Below are 14,927 nucleotides of genomic sequence, written 5' to 3'. Positions count from 1 at the left end.
GTATATCACTTCTTTTTGCGACCGAAGGTTTCTGTCTCCCTTGATTGCACATCAACCACTGCAATGGTAACCATGTTGACAATTTCACGAACCGAACTATCCAATTGCAGCACATGTACTGGCTTGTTCATGCCCAGTAGTATTGGTCCGACAGCTTCTGCATTGCCGATCTCTTGGAGTAGCTTGTAAGCGATATTACCAGACTCAAGGTTCGGAAACACCAGCGTGTTAGCCGGACTTCCGTTCAATGTGCTGAACGGAAAGTTCGAAGCGAGCAAGTCGCTGTTCATCGCGAAGTTAGCCTGCATTTCACCATCAACGAGAATATCAGGATGGTGCTTATGAAGGATACGCACCGCTTCACGTACCTTTATCGGAACATCGCCGTCGTTCGATCCGAAGTTAGAATAGGAAAGGAGTGAAATACGCGGGGATATGTTCATTTTCTTAACCGCGTTGTGCAGTAGCAGCGTGATATCCACCAATTCCTCTACGGAAGGGTTCGCATTGACGGTGGTATCACCGAAGAATACGGGGCCTTTGGCGGTCAGCATCATGTACATGCCGGCAATCTTGCTTCCCGGCTGAGTGCCGATAACGTGCAAAGCCGGTCTGATCGTGGTCGCATAGTTTTTGGTCATGCCGGAAATGAGCGTGTCGGCTTCACCGAACTGAACCATGCTAGCCCCAAAATAATTTCTGTCCAGCATCAACTTCCGAGCATCTAAAAAAGAAATTCCCCGTCGCTGGCGTTTGGCATATAAGAAATTGACATAGTTCTGGAAACGTTCGCTCCCATTTTCCTCTAAAGGGTCAATGATAGACACATCGTGCAATTCCAGTAGGTTTTCGTCAATTAGTTGCTGTATTTTCTTTTTGTTACCCAACAATATTGGAATGGCCACTCCTTCTTCTTTGACAATCTGAGCTGCGCGAAGTGTCTTGTAATTGTCCGCTTCAGCAAACACCACACGTTTTGGATTCAGCTTAGCCGCCTCAGTCAGGTCACGCATTATGCGATCGTCCTGTCCTAAGCGGTGACGCAATTCTTCTGCATATTTCTCCCAGTCTGCAATCTCCTTTCGTGCTACCCCCGAATCGATTGCCGCTCTTGCAACCGCTGGCGCCACTTCGGTGATCAGCCGCGGATCGGTTGGCTTAGGAATGATATACGTTGGTCCAAATTTTAGGTTCTGTGTATTGTATGCTTGGTTCACGGCTTCAGGAACGGGCTTTTTAGCAAGCTCGGCGATTGCCTTTACCGCGGCAATTTTCATCTCCTCGTTAATCGCAGTGGCACGTACATCCAATGCCCCGCGGAAAATGTAGGGAAACCCCAAAACATTATTGACCTGATTGGGATAATCCGAACGCCCGGTAGCCATGATGACGTCTTTGCGTGTTTTTATGGCCAGCGGATAGGCTATCTCCGGATCAGGATTGGCCATAGCAAATACGATGGGATTTTTCGCCATGCTCATGAGCATTTCCGGTGTTACGACATCCGCGATGGAAAGGCCAATGAATACGTCGGCACCTTTCAGCGCTTCTTCCAGGGTTTCTATGGGTTGATCGGTGGCAAACTCGGCTTTGGTGGCGTCGAGATTGGGGCGGTCATGGCGGATACATCCCTTGCTATCCAGCATAACGATGTTTTCCTTTCGGGCGCCCAACGCCACGTACATCCGCGTACACGAGATAGCGGCAGCACCGGCGCCGTTGACGACGATCTTTACCTTTTCCAGTTTCTTTTTCTGCAGTGTGCATGCGTTAACAAGTGCGGCACCCGATATGATGGCCGTTCCATGCTGGTCGTCATGCATCACAGGGATGTTCAACTCTTCTTTTAACCTTCGTTCGATTTCAAAGCACTCAGGGGCCTTAATATCTTCCAGGTTAACTCCTCCGAAGGTGGGTTCGAGGCATTTGACAATCCGTACAAACTCATCGACATTTTTGGTGTCCAACTCGATGTCAAATACATCAATGTCTGCAAAAATTTTAAAAAGCAAACCCTTGCCTTCCATGACCGGTTTGCTGGCCTCCGGACCGATATCTCCGAGTCCCAACACCGCTGTGCCGTTGCTGATGACGGCTACCAGATTGCCTTTTGCTGTATATTTATACGCATACTCTTTGTTTTCAGCAATTTGTAGGCACGGTTCGGCCACTCCCGGTGAGTAAGCCAATGATAAATCGCGCTGTGAATGTGTCGGTTTTGTTGGTACAACTGCAATTTTGCCCGGCCTTCCGTTAGCATGGTAGTCCAAGGCATCTTGCTTACGATTCGTTTTACTCATTTCTCAAGTGGTTTTTGCAGCAGCAATGCGGTGCAAAGGTAATACTTTATGATGAAGAAAGATGAAAAGAACAAAGATCAAGCGTATTGCTTATTTAAGCGTGTCCAACAACCGGAACATGCGTTGCCGCATCGGGGTTGCCGGCCCTTGGTAATTATTCACTAACAATGCAAAAACAAGTGGAGTTCCGTCGCTAGCGGTTTGGTATCCGGCATATCCCAGTACACCGCCAATAGTCCCACTTTTCATCTTCATGCCGTTGTAGGTGGGGAGGCTCTCAAAAAAACTTGCAAACCACGGTTCTTTCTTCGCCGAGACCAGGATTCGAGCAAGAGCGTTGGTGGTCACCCGGTTCTCGGGCGAAAGGCCGCTGCCGTCCATAATTTTAAGTTCACCCGGTTCGATGCCGGCTTTTCCCGCCCAAAAGTCGCGCAGCAGTTCCGCAGCATCGCGGGTGTCTGTCTTGCCTTCTTGTTTGTATGCCATGGCCTTGAGCAATGCTTCGCCATATAAGTTGATGCTTTTTTGGTTGAACCAGTAAACCAGTTCGCCAAGCTTAGGTGATCGGTGAGTGAGCAATAAGGTGCCGCCACTGGGTACTTCGCTTCCGGCAAGTAGCAATAAGTGTGCGGTGGTCGGTGTATTGGTCTGTTGGATGCCGGCGCGTTCCAAAGCACGGTGCAGTTGGTAGGCGGCGTCGTAAGCACCGTCGGGCAAGGCGAGGTAGATTGTCTTTCTCAGGTCGATACCATAGGTGCCACGGAGATAGATGCGCGAAGAATAAGGTGCTGCAAAGGCATATACCCGATCGCCTGTGCCGCGGTTTCCTGTCTTCGTCTCATTGACCAAGCGAAGGTAACTGATGTCTGCGGTGGTGTTGACAACATCGGTAGGTTTTTCGGGAGCATTGCCAGGGAGGAAATTGACACCTACCGCGTTTTCCCTCCAGTTGAGCGCCGATACGCCGGCACCATAATAGTTGCCCATATCCTGCCATGTCCATCCGCGGGGTGCCATCTGCCCGTTGTATAGCCTGTCATCTGCGACAACCGTTCCTTCAATCTTGCGGATGCCGGCGTGCTGTATCGCCTTTATCCAAGAGGCAAGCAAGAGGGTATCTATGGTGTGCGGGAACCGGTCGCTGCCCAGGGACGGATCTCCCGTGCCGCGTATGAAGATATCGCCCTTCAAGGTGCCCGAGGCGTCTATTTTTCCGGTGTATCCTAACGTGGTTTCAAATGTATGGTCCATGCCGAGGACATGATAAGCAGCGGCCGACGTGACGGTTTTTAACGTGGAGGCCGGTGCCATCCCCAGTTTTTCATTTTTGGCGAAGACAAGACCGCCCGAATTTGCATTGATCACGACCAACGAGGCCATTCCATTGGCAAGGCTTTCGTGGCTTTCAAAAACTCGGTAAGCAGCAGCAATTTTTTGTGTTAATGGTTGAGCAGCTGCCGGTTGAAGGGATATGGCTAGCAGAACAAATAGAAGTCTCAGCATGGTAGTATCTGTTGTTTCGAAACGCTAAATTAACTAAAAAGTAGGGGATGTGACCAACAAAAATACAGTTGCGCTGTTTTCTTCACAACAATAGGACCAACGATGGCAATTTTCGGTGAACTAATTAAACGAGCAATAGATGTAACGGGATATATTCATGACGACCCCTCTCCGGTGGACGCTCAGTTGAAGGTGCTACGACATTTGTTGGATAAAGCAAAATATACGGTATTTGGAAAGACCTACGGTTTTGAAGCGATTCTGGCCAGTTCTGACCCTGTCAAAGCCTTTCAGCAAGCGGTTCCGATATACGATTATGACAAACTATACGCCGAATGGTGGCGATATGTCCGCGAAGGTTATCACAACGTTACCTGGCCGGGCGGACAGCGTTATTTTGCGCTGAGCAGCGGTACCACCAGCAACAGCAAGGCAATACCGGTTACCGATGATATGCTCGATGCGATCAAGCGGTCAGGCATCCAGCAGATCCTGAGCCTCAAGAATTTTGATCTTCCCGGCGATTTTTTCGAAAAGCAGATCATGATGCTGGGAAGCAGTACGGCTTTGAAACCCAATGGTGAATTTTTGGAGGGGGAGATCAGTGGCATCAGCGCGGCCAACATTCCGATGTGGTTCAGGCGGTTCTATAAGCCAGGCTCGCGGATCGCCGCACTCCAGAGCTGGGATGAACGGGTACGTAAAATCGCCAAGCAAGCACCGAAATGGGATATCGGCAGTATGACCGGCATTCCGTCGTGGTCCGAGCTGTTGATCAAAGAAATTCTCCGTTATAACCAAGTAGATAGCATCCATGATATCTGGCCAAACCTGCAGGTGTATACATCAGGTGGTGTGGCATTTGAGCCCTACCGGAAAAGCTTTGAAGCGCTGGCCAGCAAGCCGCTCATCTTTATCGATACGTACTTGGCGTCTGAAGGATACCTTGCCACCCAGAAACGGCCGGACACCCAAGCCATGGCGTTGATTGTGGACAACGGCGTATTCTTCGAATTCGTGCCATTTACAGCGGAAAACATGGATGAACACGGATGCGTCAGGCAAGACGCCAAAGTGTTGACTTTGGCGGATACCCAGCCCAATGTGCAGTATGTGCTGCTTATTTCAACCGTAGCTGGTGCGTGGCGATACATGATCGGCGATACCGTGATGATTACCGATGTGGATCGTGCAGAAGTCATCATCACCGGCCGCACAAAACACTTCCTCAACGTAGTCGGCGAACAGCTTTCGGTACACCAGATGAACGCCGCAATGAAAAAGCTGGGCGAGCGATTTGATGCTGAGGTGCTGGAATTTACTGTCGCGGCGATCCGGAAGGGAGAAGACTACATCAACAAATGGTACCTTGGCACGAACAAGACGCTCGAACAGGCCGCGGTCACCGAATTCTTGGATAACGAGCTAGCTGAGAGTAACAAGAATTACAAAGTTGCTCGCAGTAAGGCGCTGAAAGGGATAGCGGTGGAGGTCGTACCGGCAGACTATTTTTACCAATGGAGCCGTGAGACCAAAAAGATGGGCGGCCAGACGAAGATACCGCGTGTGATGGGCGAAGAAGACTTCAAGGAATTCGAAGCATTCATCGGAAAGCTGGCCTATGTCTAACTGCTGCCTCTTTCCGGTGGCAACTTCTTCAGCTCTTCTTCGACCTCGCGCATTACCTCCTCTTCTTCGGCAACCAGTTCACCCTGTTTCTCCTGGTCTTCACCCTCCAATTCGGTAACCAGCTCCATAATTTCGTCTGGAGAAAGGTATAAAGCGGCAATTTTATCTTTATAAGCCTGGGGCAGGTCGGCATGATCCAGAATAAAGGCTTTGGTCGCCAACAGGTAGTCTACCATTCCGCCGTTTATGGCAAACGAATCGGCGGCGCGTTCGGCTTTTCGTACGAACTTTTTCGACAGCCAATAAGAAATCCCGAAGCCCATCAAACTCCAAACGCTTCTGCGCTCATAGTCCATAATGTGGCCAAGTTCATGGCCAAGCCAGCCGATCATCACACTGTCTGGTATTTGACGTATCGGTTCAATCGCATGTTCCAGCTTAAAGACCGGATTGATCAGAATCTGGTAGGAGCGCTTGTCTCGTCTTTTGAATAACGACCCAATCACCGGCCTCGCGGCCATGATGGAGCCTTTCAGTCCCGGCTTGAAAATAAACTGAATATTGGCATTCTTTAACTCTGGATAATGGGACAATGCGATCAGCGCTTGCTTTTGAATCGCGCTTGGAATGACTTTGTTGGTGCCGAAGGATAACAGGTCTTGTGCGATGGTATCTTGCTTAAAAAACTGAGGTGAAAACAACACAGCGAATAATAGATGCATATAGAAGATACAGCGTTTTGTGAAAATAGTTTTTATGTAAATGTAACAAGTGCAACATATGTACTGCGCGTTGCCGGACGCGGTTGAACAGCAGAAAAGAAAGTTTTGTAACTTGCGCTCCTGCAAAAACAAAGAGACTATGACACACATCGAAAAGTTGGCAGCCCTCCGCGGGTTGATGGCTGAGCATCGTATCGACGCTTATATCATCCCTTCTTCAGACCCTCACATCAGTGAGTATTTGCCCGATCATTATAAGTGTATCGCGTGGGCCTCTGGATTCACTGGATCTGCGGGCACTTTGGCAGTGACCCAGGACTTTGCGGGTCTGTGGACAGATTCGCGGTATTTTGTTCAAGCAGAGGAACAATTGGCCGGAAGCGGGTACAGACTGGTGAAGTTGAAGGTGCAGACAGCTCCAGAATATGCCGACTGGCTCGCCGAAAATTTACCTGAAGGTGCTTCGGTGGCTTTTGATGGCAAGCTGGCATCAGTGATGTTTGCAAAAGGGGTGCAAGACAAGCTGTTGCCCGGCGGAATGCGCATCAATAGCGACGTTGATTTGCTTAGCCCGCTGTGGCCAGACCGTCCGGCGTTACCCACGGCCACGGCATATTTGCTGGACGAGACAACGACGGGCGCTTCTACAGCGGACAAATTACAGCGCCTCCGCGAGGAAATGAAACGCAATAGGGCGAATGGGCATCTGATTTCCTCGCTTGACGACCTGGCTTGGCTATTCAATATCCGGGGCAGCGATGTAGCCTGCAATCCGGTGGTTTTGGGGTTTGCGTTGATTACTGCGGACACCGCTACCTTATTTATTAACCGCAAGAAACTGACGGATGCAGATAAGGCGAGGTTGACCGCTGCCGGTGTAGTCCTGGCCGATTACAAGAACGTGGAGGAAACTTTGGGAAACTTTCCGAAAGGAAAAACACTACTCATAGATCCTAAACGCACCTGTTTCACGCTTTATCACTTGGCGAGCCGCTCTGCATCAATCATCGAGCGGACCAATCCTACCACGCAATTTAAAGCCGTAAAGAATCCGGTAGAGATCCGGCATATGCGCGAGACCATGGTCAAAGACGGTGTGGCGCTCACCCGTTTTTTTAAATGGCTCGAAGAGACGCTGCCCAATGAAAATATTACGGAAATTTCTCTCGCCGAAAAATTACGACAATTCCGATCAACCCAGGAAGGGTTTGTGGGGGAAAGCTTCGACACCATCGCTGGATATCGGGCACATGGAGCACTCCCGCACTACAAAGCTACCCCCAACAGTGATAGCCAATTGCAGCCCGAAGGATTGTTGTTGGTCGATTCGGGCGGACAATACCTAACGGGCACAACAGACATCACCCGCGTGGTATCGCTGGGAAATATCACGGATGCTGAACGGACAGACTATACGTTGGTGTTGAAAGCGATGATCGAAGGCAGTACGGCTGTGTTTCCGAAGGGCACACGTGGCTATCAGGTGGATGCCATCACCCGCAAGCCGTTGTGGGACAACCTGCGCAACTACGGGCATGGCACAGGCCATGGCATCGGTTTTTTCCTTAATGTACATGAAGGCCCCCACACCTTCAATGGGGCGGCTATCGATGTCCCAATTGAAACCGGAATGATTACGTCTATTGAACCCGGACTATACCGTGAGGGCAAATATGGTATCCGCATTGAAAACCTGGTGCTCAGCATCGATCACCGAGATTCGTTGTTCGGTACATTCATTGCATTTGAAACTATGACGCTTTGTTATATAGATACTGCTTTGATTGATAAATCATTGCTGGATGCGAAACACATTGACTGGCTCAATGATTATCACAGCAGCGTTTTTGAAGCATTATCGCCACGGATGGACGACGGCGAGCGCGAGTGGCTGGCTAGAAAAACAGCAGCAATATAGTAGCGTTAAAAAATGGAAGAGCCGATGACCGGGGTGGTCATCGGCGTCTTCCTACCTATTAAAACAAACCAAAATCTTGAAGGCTACAGCCTGTGTTCTTTTCTTTCTTTCCGAATTACTAACGGGATATAGACAATGTTGCTATCAGATTATCAGGGATAATCGTTCCCTTATCGGTTAAGTGCTGCGACAAATATAAAAGTAAATATTTATTGATCCTGTTAAAAAATGTTAAAACGCCTATTCCGCTTTCATAATTACGCGGTTTAAATTGTAGAAAATATGTCTGCTCAGAGTAAAGTAGCTAAACTAAACGCCGTACCGCCCCTGCTTTAATGTTCCTTCGTTATATTCCAGCTCGTTCAGTTGAAACGCTGGCCGCTTATCCTTAAAAGCGATATGAACGAAAAACTATCATCCCGAGTCCGCCCGATGCCGACAAAAAGCTATGCCGGAAAACATTGATTCGCCTACCTTCAATTTGAAACGAAAGATAATTTGCGGCGGGTCGCCGCCGGGTACTACCGTGCTTACGCTGCCCGCTATGAAGACAAAGATTGCTATTTCTGGAAATGGGGCAGGCGGCCATAGGCCTGCGCATCCGCTGCCTGACCGCTCCGGGACTGCTGCGCGTGGCTTGGCGACCTGCCTGCTGTCGGCTGGCTATCAGCCGGGTGTTTGCAGCACCCTGACCGCAGGGCGACAGCACCCTGATAGCCAGCTGACCCGTCTATGTTGCGGTGAGGTTTGGCGCTGGGTGCGTGGCGTGTGCCGCCGGTGTACGGCAGCCAATTGCCGGTTCTCGGGCGTCCTGGAGTGGCCGAATCAAAGAAACGCTGGGCTTGGGTTCATTTGGTAAATTGCCTTTAAGAGGTTATAAATATTCCTTCTGATTATCAGTTTCTTGCAAGAACCATTCGCTTTTGTTGCCAGTAAATGCTTTTTTTATGGCCATATCGCGATATCTTTATTCGCAGATACTAATAGGATAGTGCTATACTGATAGGTTAGCCGATCCCAAACATTTTACTGTGAAATACTACCGTTTTCTATGCCGTTACATGTTGTTATTGCTGATGGCCATAGTGCTACACGCCTTGGTTTGAAATACATGATTTGCGAGTGGATGCCTGAGTCACAGATATATTACGCCAAGGATATGCCTGAGCTTACAGCACTTTTAAATGCGGTGTCTCCTGATGTGATTATACTTGATGTCAATCTGCTCAGGGGAAATCGTTTTCAAGTCGTCAAGCAGTTAAAAATGAAGCGCCCGTATACCCGGGTGTTAATCTTTTCTGCAGACGATGAAAAGCTGTACGCATTGCGCTATATAAACGCCGGTGCCGACGGCTATTTACAGAAAGATGGAGATGAAGAGGACTTTAGGGAAGCAATGGATACGGTATGTAAAGGACGAAAATACTTAAGCTCTGAAATGCGCGATTACCTGCTTGACCATCGGTCGGGCACCGTGGAACAGTTGGAAAACCCACTAGCGAAATTATCCGACCGAGAAACGGAGGTTTGCCAGCTTCTGATAGCGGGGAAAGGTGTCAGCGAAATTGCAAACGAATTAAACCTTCATACTTCTACTGTTGGGACCTACAAAAGCAATATCTATGCAAAATTGGCTGTGCAAAATGTCTCTGAATTGATTGCCAAGGCCACAATGTCAGCCGTGGAAAAGAAGTAATGGTCATTCGCCGCTCGACACGTCAGCGGAAGGTAGGCATAGAACTTTTACTATGCTAACCTCGAAAAATTACTATGAATTTATCGAAAAAATACGATTGACACCGATAGCTAATTGGGGATATTTTTGATTGCTGAAGGATTGCAGTGTTATGCACAGTCGTTTTTACATCTTGTAATCCATGAAGATATCTATCAGTTCCAGGTACTAAAGTTAAAAATCCTATGAAGAATATCTACCAGGTTTCCCAAACTTGACCCTACATCGCGACAACATCCGAGCACTTCCTCAACTGTAGGGAGTGAGTAACTTTTTATTGCAAACTGTGAAAAGCATGAATAGCATCATTACTCCTTTAGCATTTTTATTAGGTAAGTTCGGTTTAATCCTTGGGCGTGTTAAGCTATTGATTATTTCGCTGCTTGTGTTGGGACTGTCAATACTAGCCGCCCAAGTATTTGCCCAAACGCAGATGAAGCAGGCTACAGGTGGAGCTGGTAAGTATCGGAATAGCATTTACTGGTTTGATTTTGCTGGTTTGGATATGGCAGCCGGGCAGACCAGAACTTATCAGTTTACGGCTAATGGCGTAGATGTAACAGTCGTTATTGATCAACTTAACGACCGAATTGTAGGGTACAGGCCTGGGGCCGTTGACCGAATGGACGATCTTTATAACATTGGAGGTACGGACGGAGCCAATACCCTAACGAACGCTATAGCGAATTACACATTTGGCGCGCAGGTTTCTTTCCGGCTGAGCGCTTACGCTACCTTCAATGGACAGCCCGCTGATATAGGGCTCGTCTTTGGTAATGGCGAGAGAGATTTGGTATCACCTAGTAACGAATTTACGCAAGGGACAACGAATGGTGAACCCTGGCGACTGTTGGAAGTAGGTGTGTATGATAATACAACTGATCGTCAGATTACGTTTTACGACAATAACCAAACGGCGCGTTTAGCTGGTCTCTATAATGTCGCACTTTTATATAGTCAAAAAGTAGGAACAACCGTAACAAACCCCCTAACAATCGACGCTATTATTAATGGCGGTGGTGTAACTGCGATGGCTTTAGGTGTAATGGTGTATTCCGAGCGCGGAGACGCACCGGCGAGTTATGGTCTCGCTTCTCACATCATTACCCCATCAATAACAGGCGGGACCAATCCGGGTTCGGGCACAGGCAACACGGTTTATTTTGCAGCCCCTCCAGCAGGAGGCCAGTTAATCTCGCCAGGCACGGTAGCTCCGGCCAGTACGCCAAAATTGGGCGCGCTACCTGGTGATTTTGACCCTTCAACCTTTACCAATTTAGGTACCAATGCCGATGCGGACAATTTAGATGGGCAGGATGATGAGGATGGAATTGTTTTTGAACCGCTTCTCACAAACGCTACGTCGTACAGCATCGAGGCGATTGTAGAAAATTCAAGTGGATCACCGGCGTACCTGGTAGGTTGGATAGACTTCAATAAGAACGGCACATTCGAGGAATCGGAAGGTGCTGCCGCTACGGTGGCAAATGGCGCAACCACTGCAACACTCAATTGGACAGGACTAAGTGGCTTGACAGCAGGCCCAACTTTCGCTCGATTCAGAATATCAACCTCGCCGAATTTAACTGTGGCTAATCCAAGTGGATCCGTGGATAACGGAGAAACAGAGGATTACCTGTTAATGATCGATGAACCAGTCGAAATCTGCGGAAACGGCATAGACGACGATGGCAACGGCCTGGCCGATTGCGATGATCCGGCCTGTAATCCATATGTGAATTATTTTGCTAATGGCAGTTTGGAGGATTATACACAATGTCCAAACTTAAGCGTGGCTGGGACCATAGCCTATGTAACCGGTTGGAAAACCAGCCAACCGGCTCCGAGTGGCACAGGGGGGCAGTTGATGGTCAACGACCCCGCAAAAGGATGTGTATCTCCTCGTCCTGCCGCAAGTTGGCCCGCGAGTACCAATTTACCGGCCGGGTCGGATGGTGTAGCTTGGGCAGGGATGCATGGCGGTGCGCCTAACCAAGGTCTTGAGGATTTCCAAAATACGTTAGTTGCACCGCTACAAGCAGGAACGTATACCTTTACTTTTTCTGCCGGCTATTTGGTTGCCAGCCCATATACCGCTTCCGGTTTTTTCCGATTTTACGGCGTAAAGCCGGGTGAGCCGGACTTCAACAGGGCGCATCCGTTGGGCGATTCGCCGCTCATCAATAATGCCTTATCATCAACCAACCCAACGTGGCAGGAATACAGCTTTACGTTCACCTCAACGGAGATCTATGACAGGATTTACATGGTGGCCTATTCGGGTCCGGCTGGTCAATCCTACCTGGTTTTTGACGGCTTCAAGATGGTATACAATCCGCCGGTGGTTGGACTGCAAAACCCCGCTGCCGCCTGTCTGCCAAACGCCATTTTCGAGGTGCAGAATCCCGATCCGGCATGGGTAAGCTATCGGTGGTACATGGACGGACAACCGATCCTCGGCGCGACGGAACCTACTTATCAGCCCCGAACGGGACAGCTTGGTGTATTTACCGTGGAAGCTATATTGGGCAGTGGATGCAAGACGGCGCGGTCTGCCGGTATTACCCTGAGCAGTAGCTGCCCGGTCCCCTTCGACTGTAATGGTTCGGCTTATTTGGCTACCGCAGTGGCGGGAGCGACCGCATCCGAACTGCTGGTCGTAAACCCGGAAGATCCAAATCAGATCCATGCTCGAATGACATTTTCGATTCCGGATCTTTATAATGGGCTGGGTTACAATTTTGAAGATAACCTCATTTACGGTGTGGTTTCGGGAACTTCCGCTCAGTTGAATCCCGCCGATATGGTGCGGATTGATGGGACAGGTAAAGTAACCCGCCTACCTGTCCCGACACCGCTGAATGCAACAGAGGCGCAACGGATGGCCACATGGACCAATGCGGCTGCCACCAATCCAAATGGGGCTCGAGTTAATCTGGCAGTAGGAGTGGTCGGATTGGACAATACATGGTACTCAACCGTCTTGACCAATAATGCGTCAGTAACCTTTTTGGTAAAAGTCAATCTGACCACTATGAAGTACAGTTTGGTAAGGCTGTCGCAGAACTATGCATCCATGTCCGACTTGGCCTTTTCGCCCTATGATGGTATGCTCTATGGCGTCCAGGGAGCTTATGTCGTTCAAATCAACCCGGCAAATGGCACACAGACGTTGATTACGCCCGCCGCAGGTTCGGCACCGATGGCAGGTTGGGCCTCGGGCGGTGCCTGGAACGACGTGCAGGGACGGGTCTATTTTTGGGCAAATGGTGGCACACCGGCCCAAGGTGGCGGGCGCCTTTACCGTTATAATCCGGTTAATAGGATGATGGTTAATTTGAGCGCCGTTACGCCATACCCTAGTTTCGATGCGACGGCATGTTACCCCACCCGAATGGACAAAAGGGTAATCATGCCCGCTGGCGGAGCAAAGCCGGGAGACGTGGTAGAATTTGAGTTTAGTATCTACAACAGCCAGTCGTTGCCGGTGACTTATGATTTCGAGGACGTGCTCACATCGACAGATCTGGGCTGGGTGAACGCATCGGTCAACCCCGCCTCACCCGGCGGCGGAACAGTCAGTATCTCGGGAAATACGCTGCGGATCTCGGGTATCACGGTAAATCCAATCCCGCAGACCAATGGGGAGCCGCTTACCTTCCGAGTATCGGTGAAGATAGCCGACAACGCCAGCTACAACAGCTGTTATACGAATCAAGCAACCATCCGGACAGGAAATCTCACGGTGTACAGCAATGATCCGGAAACGACCGACGCGGCCGATCCAACACTCATGTGCACCAATCCTTGCGACGTACCGGCTCCGATAAGTGGCGGTAACCTGCAAGCTTGCTTGGCCGATCTGAACGGCGGACAATTAACAGCCGCAGCTACAGCCCCAGCAGGTACAAACCTGGTTTGGTATGACGCGCCAACCGGAGGCAATGTGGTGGCAGATCCGAGTTTGAGCACAGTTGGAACGATTACTTATTACGCGGCAGCGGATGATGGGACGTGCATCAGCACTTCGCGGGCTCCGGTGACTTTGAATGTAACGGCGACACCAATATTGGACGAGGTACTAAATGCGTCTTCCTGCGGGCCGTTGGAGTTGCCGACTATTGCAGGCCAATACCTTAGTGGAAATGAGGCGTATTATACCGCGCCGAACGGGGGAGGGACCAAGTACCTTGCGGGAGACTTGATCAGCACGCCGGGCACTTCTACAATCTATATTTTTGATCAAAGTGAGGCAGCTGCTAATTGCCAAGGCAGCTTAACTGTAGGGCCGAATACCAGCTATGTTATTAATGACCTGTTTAACGACAATACTCATTTCCAGTATCCCGGCATCGTAGACCCGGCGTTCTTCCAAGGAACGGCCAGTCAGCAAATTTTGTATAATAACCCAGGCACACCCGTGGGCACCGGGTCGCAAACATACTTGGGTGTTGTAGGTGATTTGTCGGTCGGCAGTACCGCGGACTGCTTTGGAACCGAAATAAATATTAACGCACAGGTAACCGTAACTAACCAGGGTCCGGGAAATGCGAATGGCTATTCTGGAAGGCTAGCGATATTCAACAAAGCGACTAACCAGATACTATATCAAGTTGCAACGACGGCTAGCTTCCCCGCAAATGCTATGATGACCCCTACCGTATCAGGTGTTGTTCCTGTCTCCGATGTACTTGCGGGCAATATTGCCATATTGATCGCGGTAGAAACTTTTCAGGGCAGCAGTAAAAATTGGCTATTATCCGATTTTAGCACAGCCTATCAATTTTTACCGGAAAGCACCCAAGTTTGTTCCGCAGAGCGCAGCTTTGAGCTGACGATCAACGAAGCGCCGGCGGCACCGACCAGCGGCGGAAACCAACAGGCTTGCATATCTGATCTTGCGGATAAATTGACCGCTACGGCCGTTGTTCCGGGCAGCGCACAATTGGTTTGGTATGACGCGCCGGTGGGCGGAAACGTGGTGGCGGACCCCAGTTTGGATGCGGTCGGTACGATTACCTATTTTGCAGCAGCGGATAACGGAATATGTGAGAGCACGACCCGGACGCCGGTGACATTGAGTATTACGGCGTCTCCGGTGCTGGATGATATGGAAGACG

At 49.7% G+C, this 14,927-nt stretch carries 8 protein-coding genes; 5 read left to right on the top strand and 3 right to left on the bottom strand.

Annotated elements, in window-relative coordinates; all coding sequences use genetic code 11:
* Nucleotides 1-5 precede the first annotated feature (5 nt).
* Nucleotides 6-2,300, bottom strand: coding sequence for an NADP-dependent malic enzyme (locus ACFOET_RS11800; RefSeq protein WP_379022843.1), 2,295 nt, complete (start codon nt 2,298-2,300; stop codon nt 6-8).
* 90 nt (nt 2,301-2,390) lie between these two features.
* Complete coding sequence (dacB, locus tag ACFOET_RS11795) at nt 2,391-3,803, bottom strand: D-alanyl-D-alanine carboxypeptidase/D-alanyl-D-alanine endopeptidase (RefSeq protein WP_379022841.1); 1,413 nt, start codon at nt 3,801-3,803, stop codon at nt 2,391-2,393.
* Between the two features lie 102 nt (nt 3,804-3,905).
* Here dacB and ACFOET_RS11790 point away from each other — a divergent pair, with 102 nt between their 5' ends.
* The gene (locus tag ACFOET_RS11790) at nt 3,906-5,432 is read left to right on the top strand and encodes a GH3 family domain-containing protein (RefSeq protein ID WP_379022839.1); all 1,527 of its coding nucleotides are present in this window, start codon (nt 3,906-3,908) and stop codon (nt 5,430-5,432) included.
* Here ACFOET_RS11790 and ACFOET_RS11785 read toward each other — a convergent pair.
* Entirely contained in the window at nt 5,429-6,154 is a 726-nt protein-coding gene (locus ACFOET_RS11785) for a hypothetical protein (RefSeq protein WP_379022837.1), read from the bottom strand. The genes ACFOET_RS11790 and ACFOET_RS11785 overlap by 4 nt on opposite strands.
* Nucleotides 6,155-6,293: 139 nt before the next feature.
* Between ACFOET_RS11785 and ACFOET_RS11780 the strand changes: the two genes are divergently transcribed.
* The 4 genes from ACFOET_RS11780 to ACFOET_RS11765 form a co-directional block, all read left to right on the top strand.
* A complete protein-coding gene (locus ACFOET_RS11780) occupies nt 6,294-8,072 on the top strand; it encodes an aminopeptidase P family protein (RefSeq protein ID WP_379022835.1) in 1,779 nt (592 codons plus the stop codon).
* Between the two features lie 448 nt (nt 8,073-8,520).
* Nucleotides 8,521-8,931: a hypothetical protein gene (locus tag ACFOET_RS11775; RefSeq protein WP_379022833.1), complete on the top strand. Its 411-nt coding sequence runs from the start codon at nt 8,521-8,523 to the stop codon at nt 8,929-8,931.
* 192 nt (nt 8,932-9,123) lie between these two features.
* On the top strand, nt 9,124-9,768 hold the full coding sequence (locus ACFOET_RS11770; RefSeq protein ID WP_379022831.1) for a response regulator: 645 nt from the start codon (nt 9,124-9,126) through the stop codon (nt 9,766-9,768).
* A 334-nt stretch (nt 9,769-10,102) separates the two neighbouring features.
* Nucleotides 10,103-14,927, top strand: a 4,825-nt coding sequence (locus ACFOET_RS11765) for a CshA/CshB family fibrillar adhesin-related protein (RefSeq protein WP_379022829.1), incomplete at its 3' end; no start/stop codon positions are given.

Origin of the sequence: Parapedobacter deserti, from assembly GCF_042646065.1 — a bacterium.
GTDB lineage: Bacteria > Bacteroidota > Bacteroidia > Sphingobacteriales > Sphingobacteriaceae > Parapedobacter > Parapedobacter deserti.
Note: the sequence above shows the minus strand (reverse complement) of the source record. Positions and strands in the feature narration are given on the sequence as shown.

Bases quoted from the DNA above. Each gene is read 5' to 3' on its own strand.
- ACFOET_RS11800 (WP_379022843.1), bottom strand. From the start codon at position 2,300: ATGAGTAAAACGAATCGTAAGCAAGATGCCTTGGACTACCATGCTAAC.
- ACFOET_RS11785 (WP_379022837.1), bottom strand. From the start codon at position 6,154: ATGCATCTATTATTCGCTGTGTTGTTTTCACCTCAGTTTTTTAAGCAA.
- ACFOET_RS11775 (WP_379022833.1), top strand. From the start codon at position 8,521: ATGCCGGAAAACATTGATTCGCCTACCTTCAATTTGAAACGAAAGATA.
- ACFOET_RS11780 (WP_379022835.1), top strand. From the start codon at position 6,294: ATGACACACATCGAAAAGTTGGCAGCCCTCCGCGGGTTGATGGCTGAG.
- ACFOET_RS11790 (WP_379022839.1), top strand. From the start codon at position 3,906: ATGGCAATTTTCGGTGAACTAATTAAACGAGCAATAGATGTAACGGGA.
- ACFOET_RS11770 (WP_379022831.1), top strand. From the start codon at position 9,124: ATGCCGTTACATGTTGTTATTGCTGATGGCCATAGTGCTACACGCCTT.
- dacB (WP_379022841.1), bottom strand. From the start codon at position 3,803: ATGCTGAGACTTCTATTTGTTCTGCTAGCCATATCCCTTCAACCGGCA.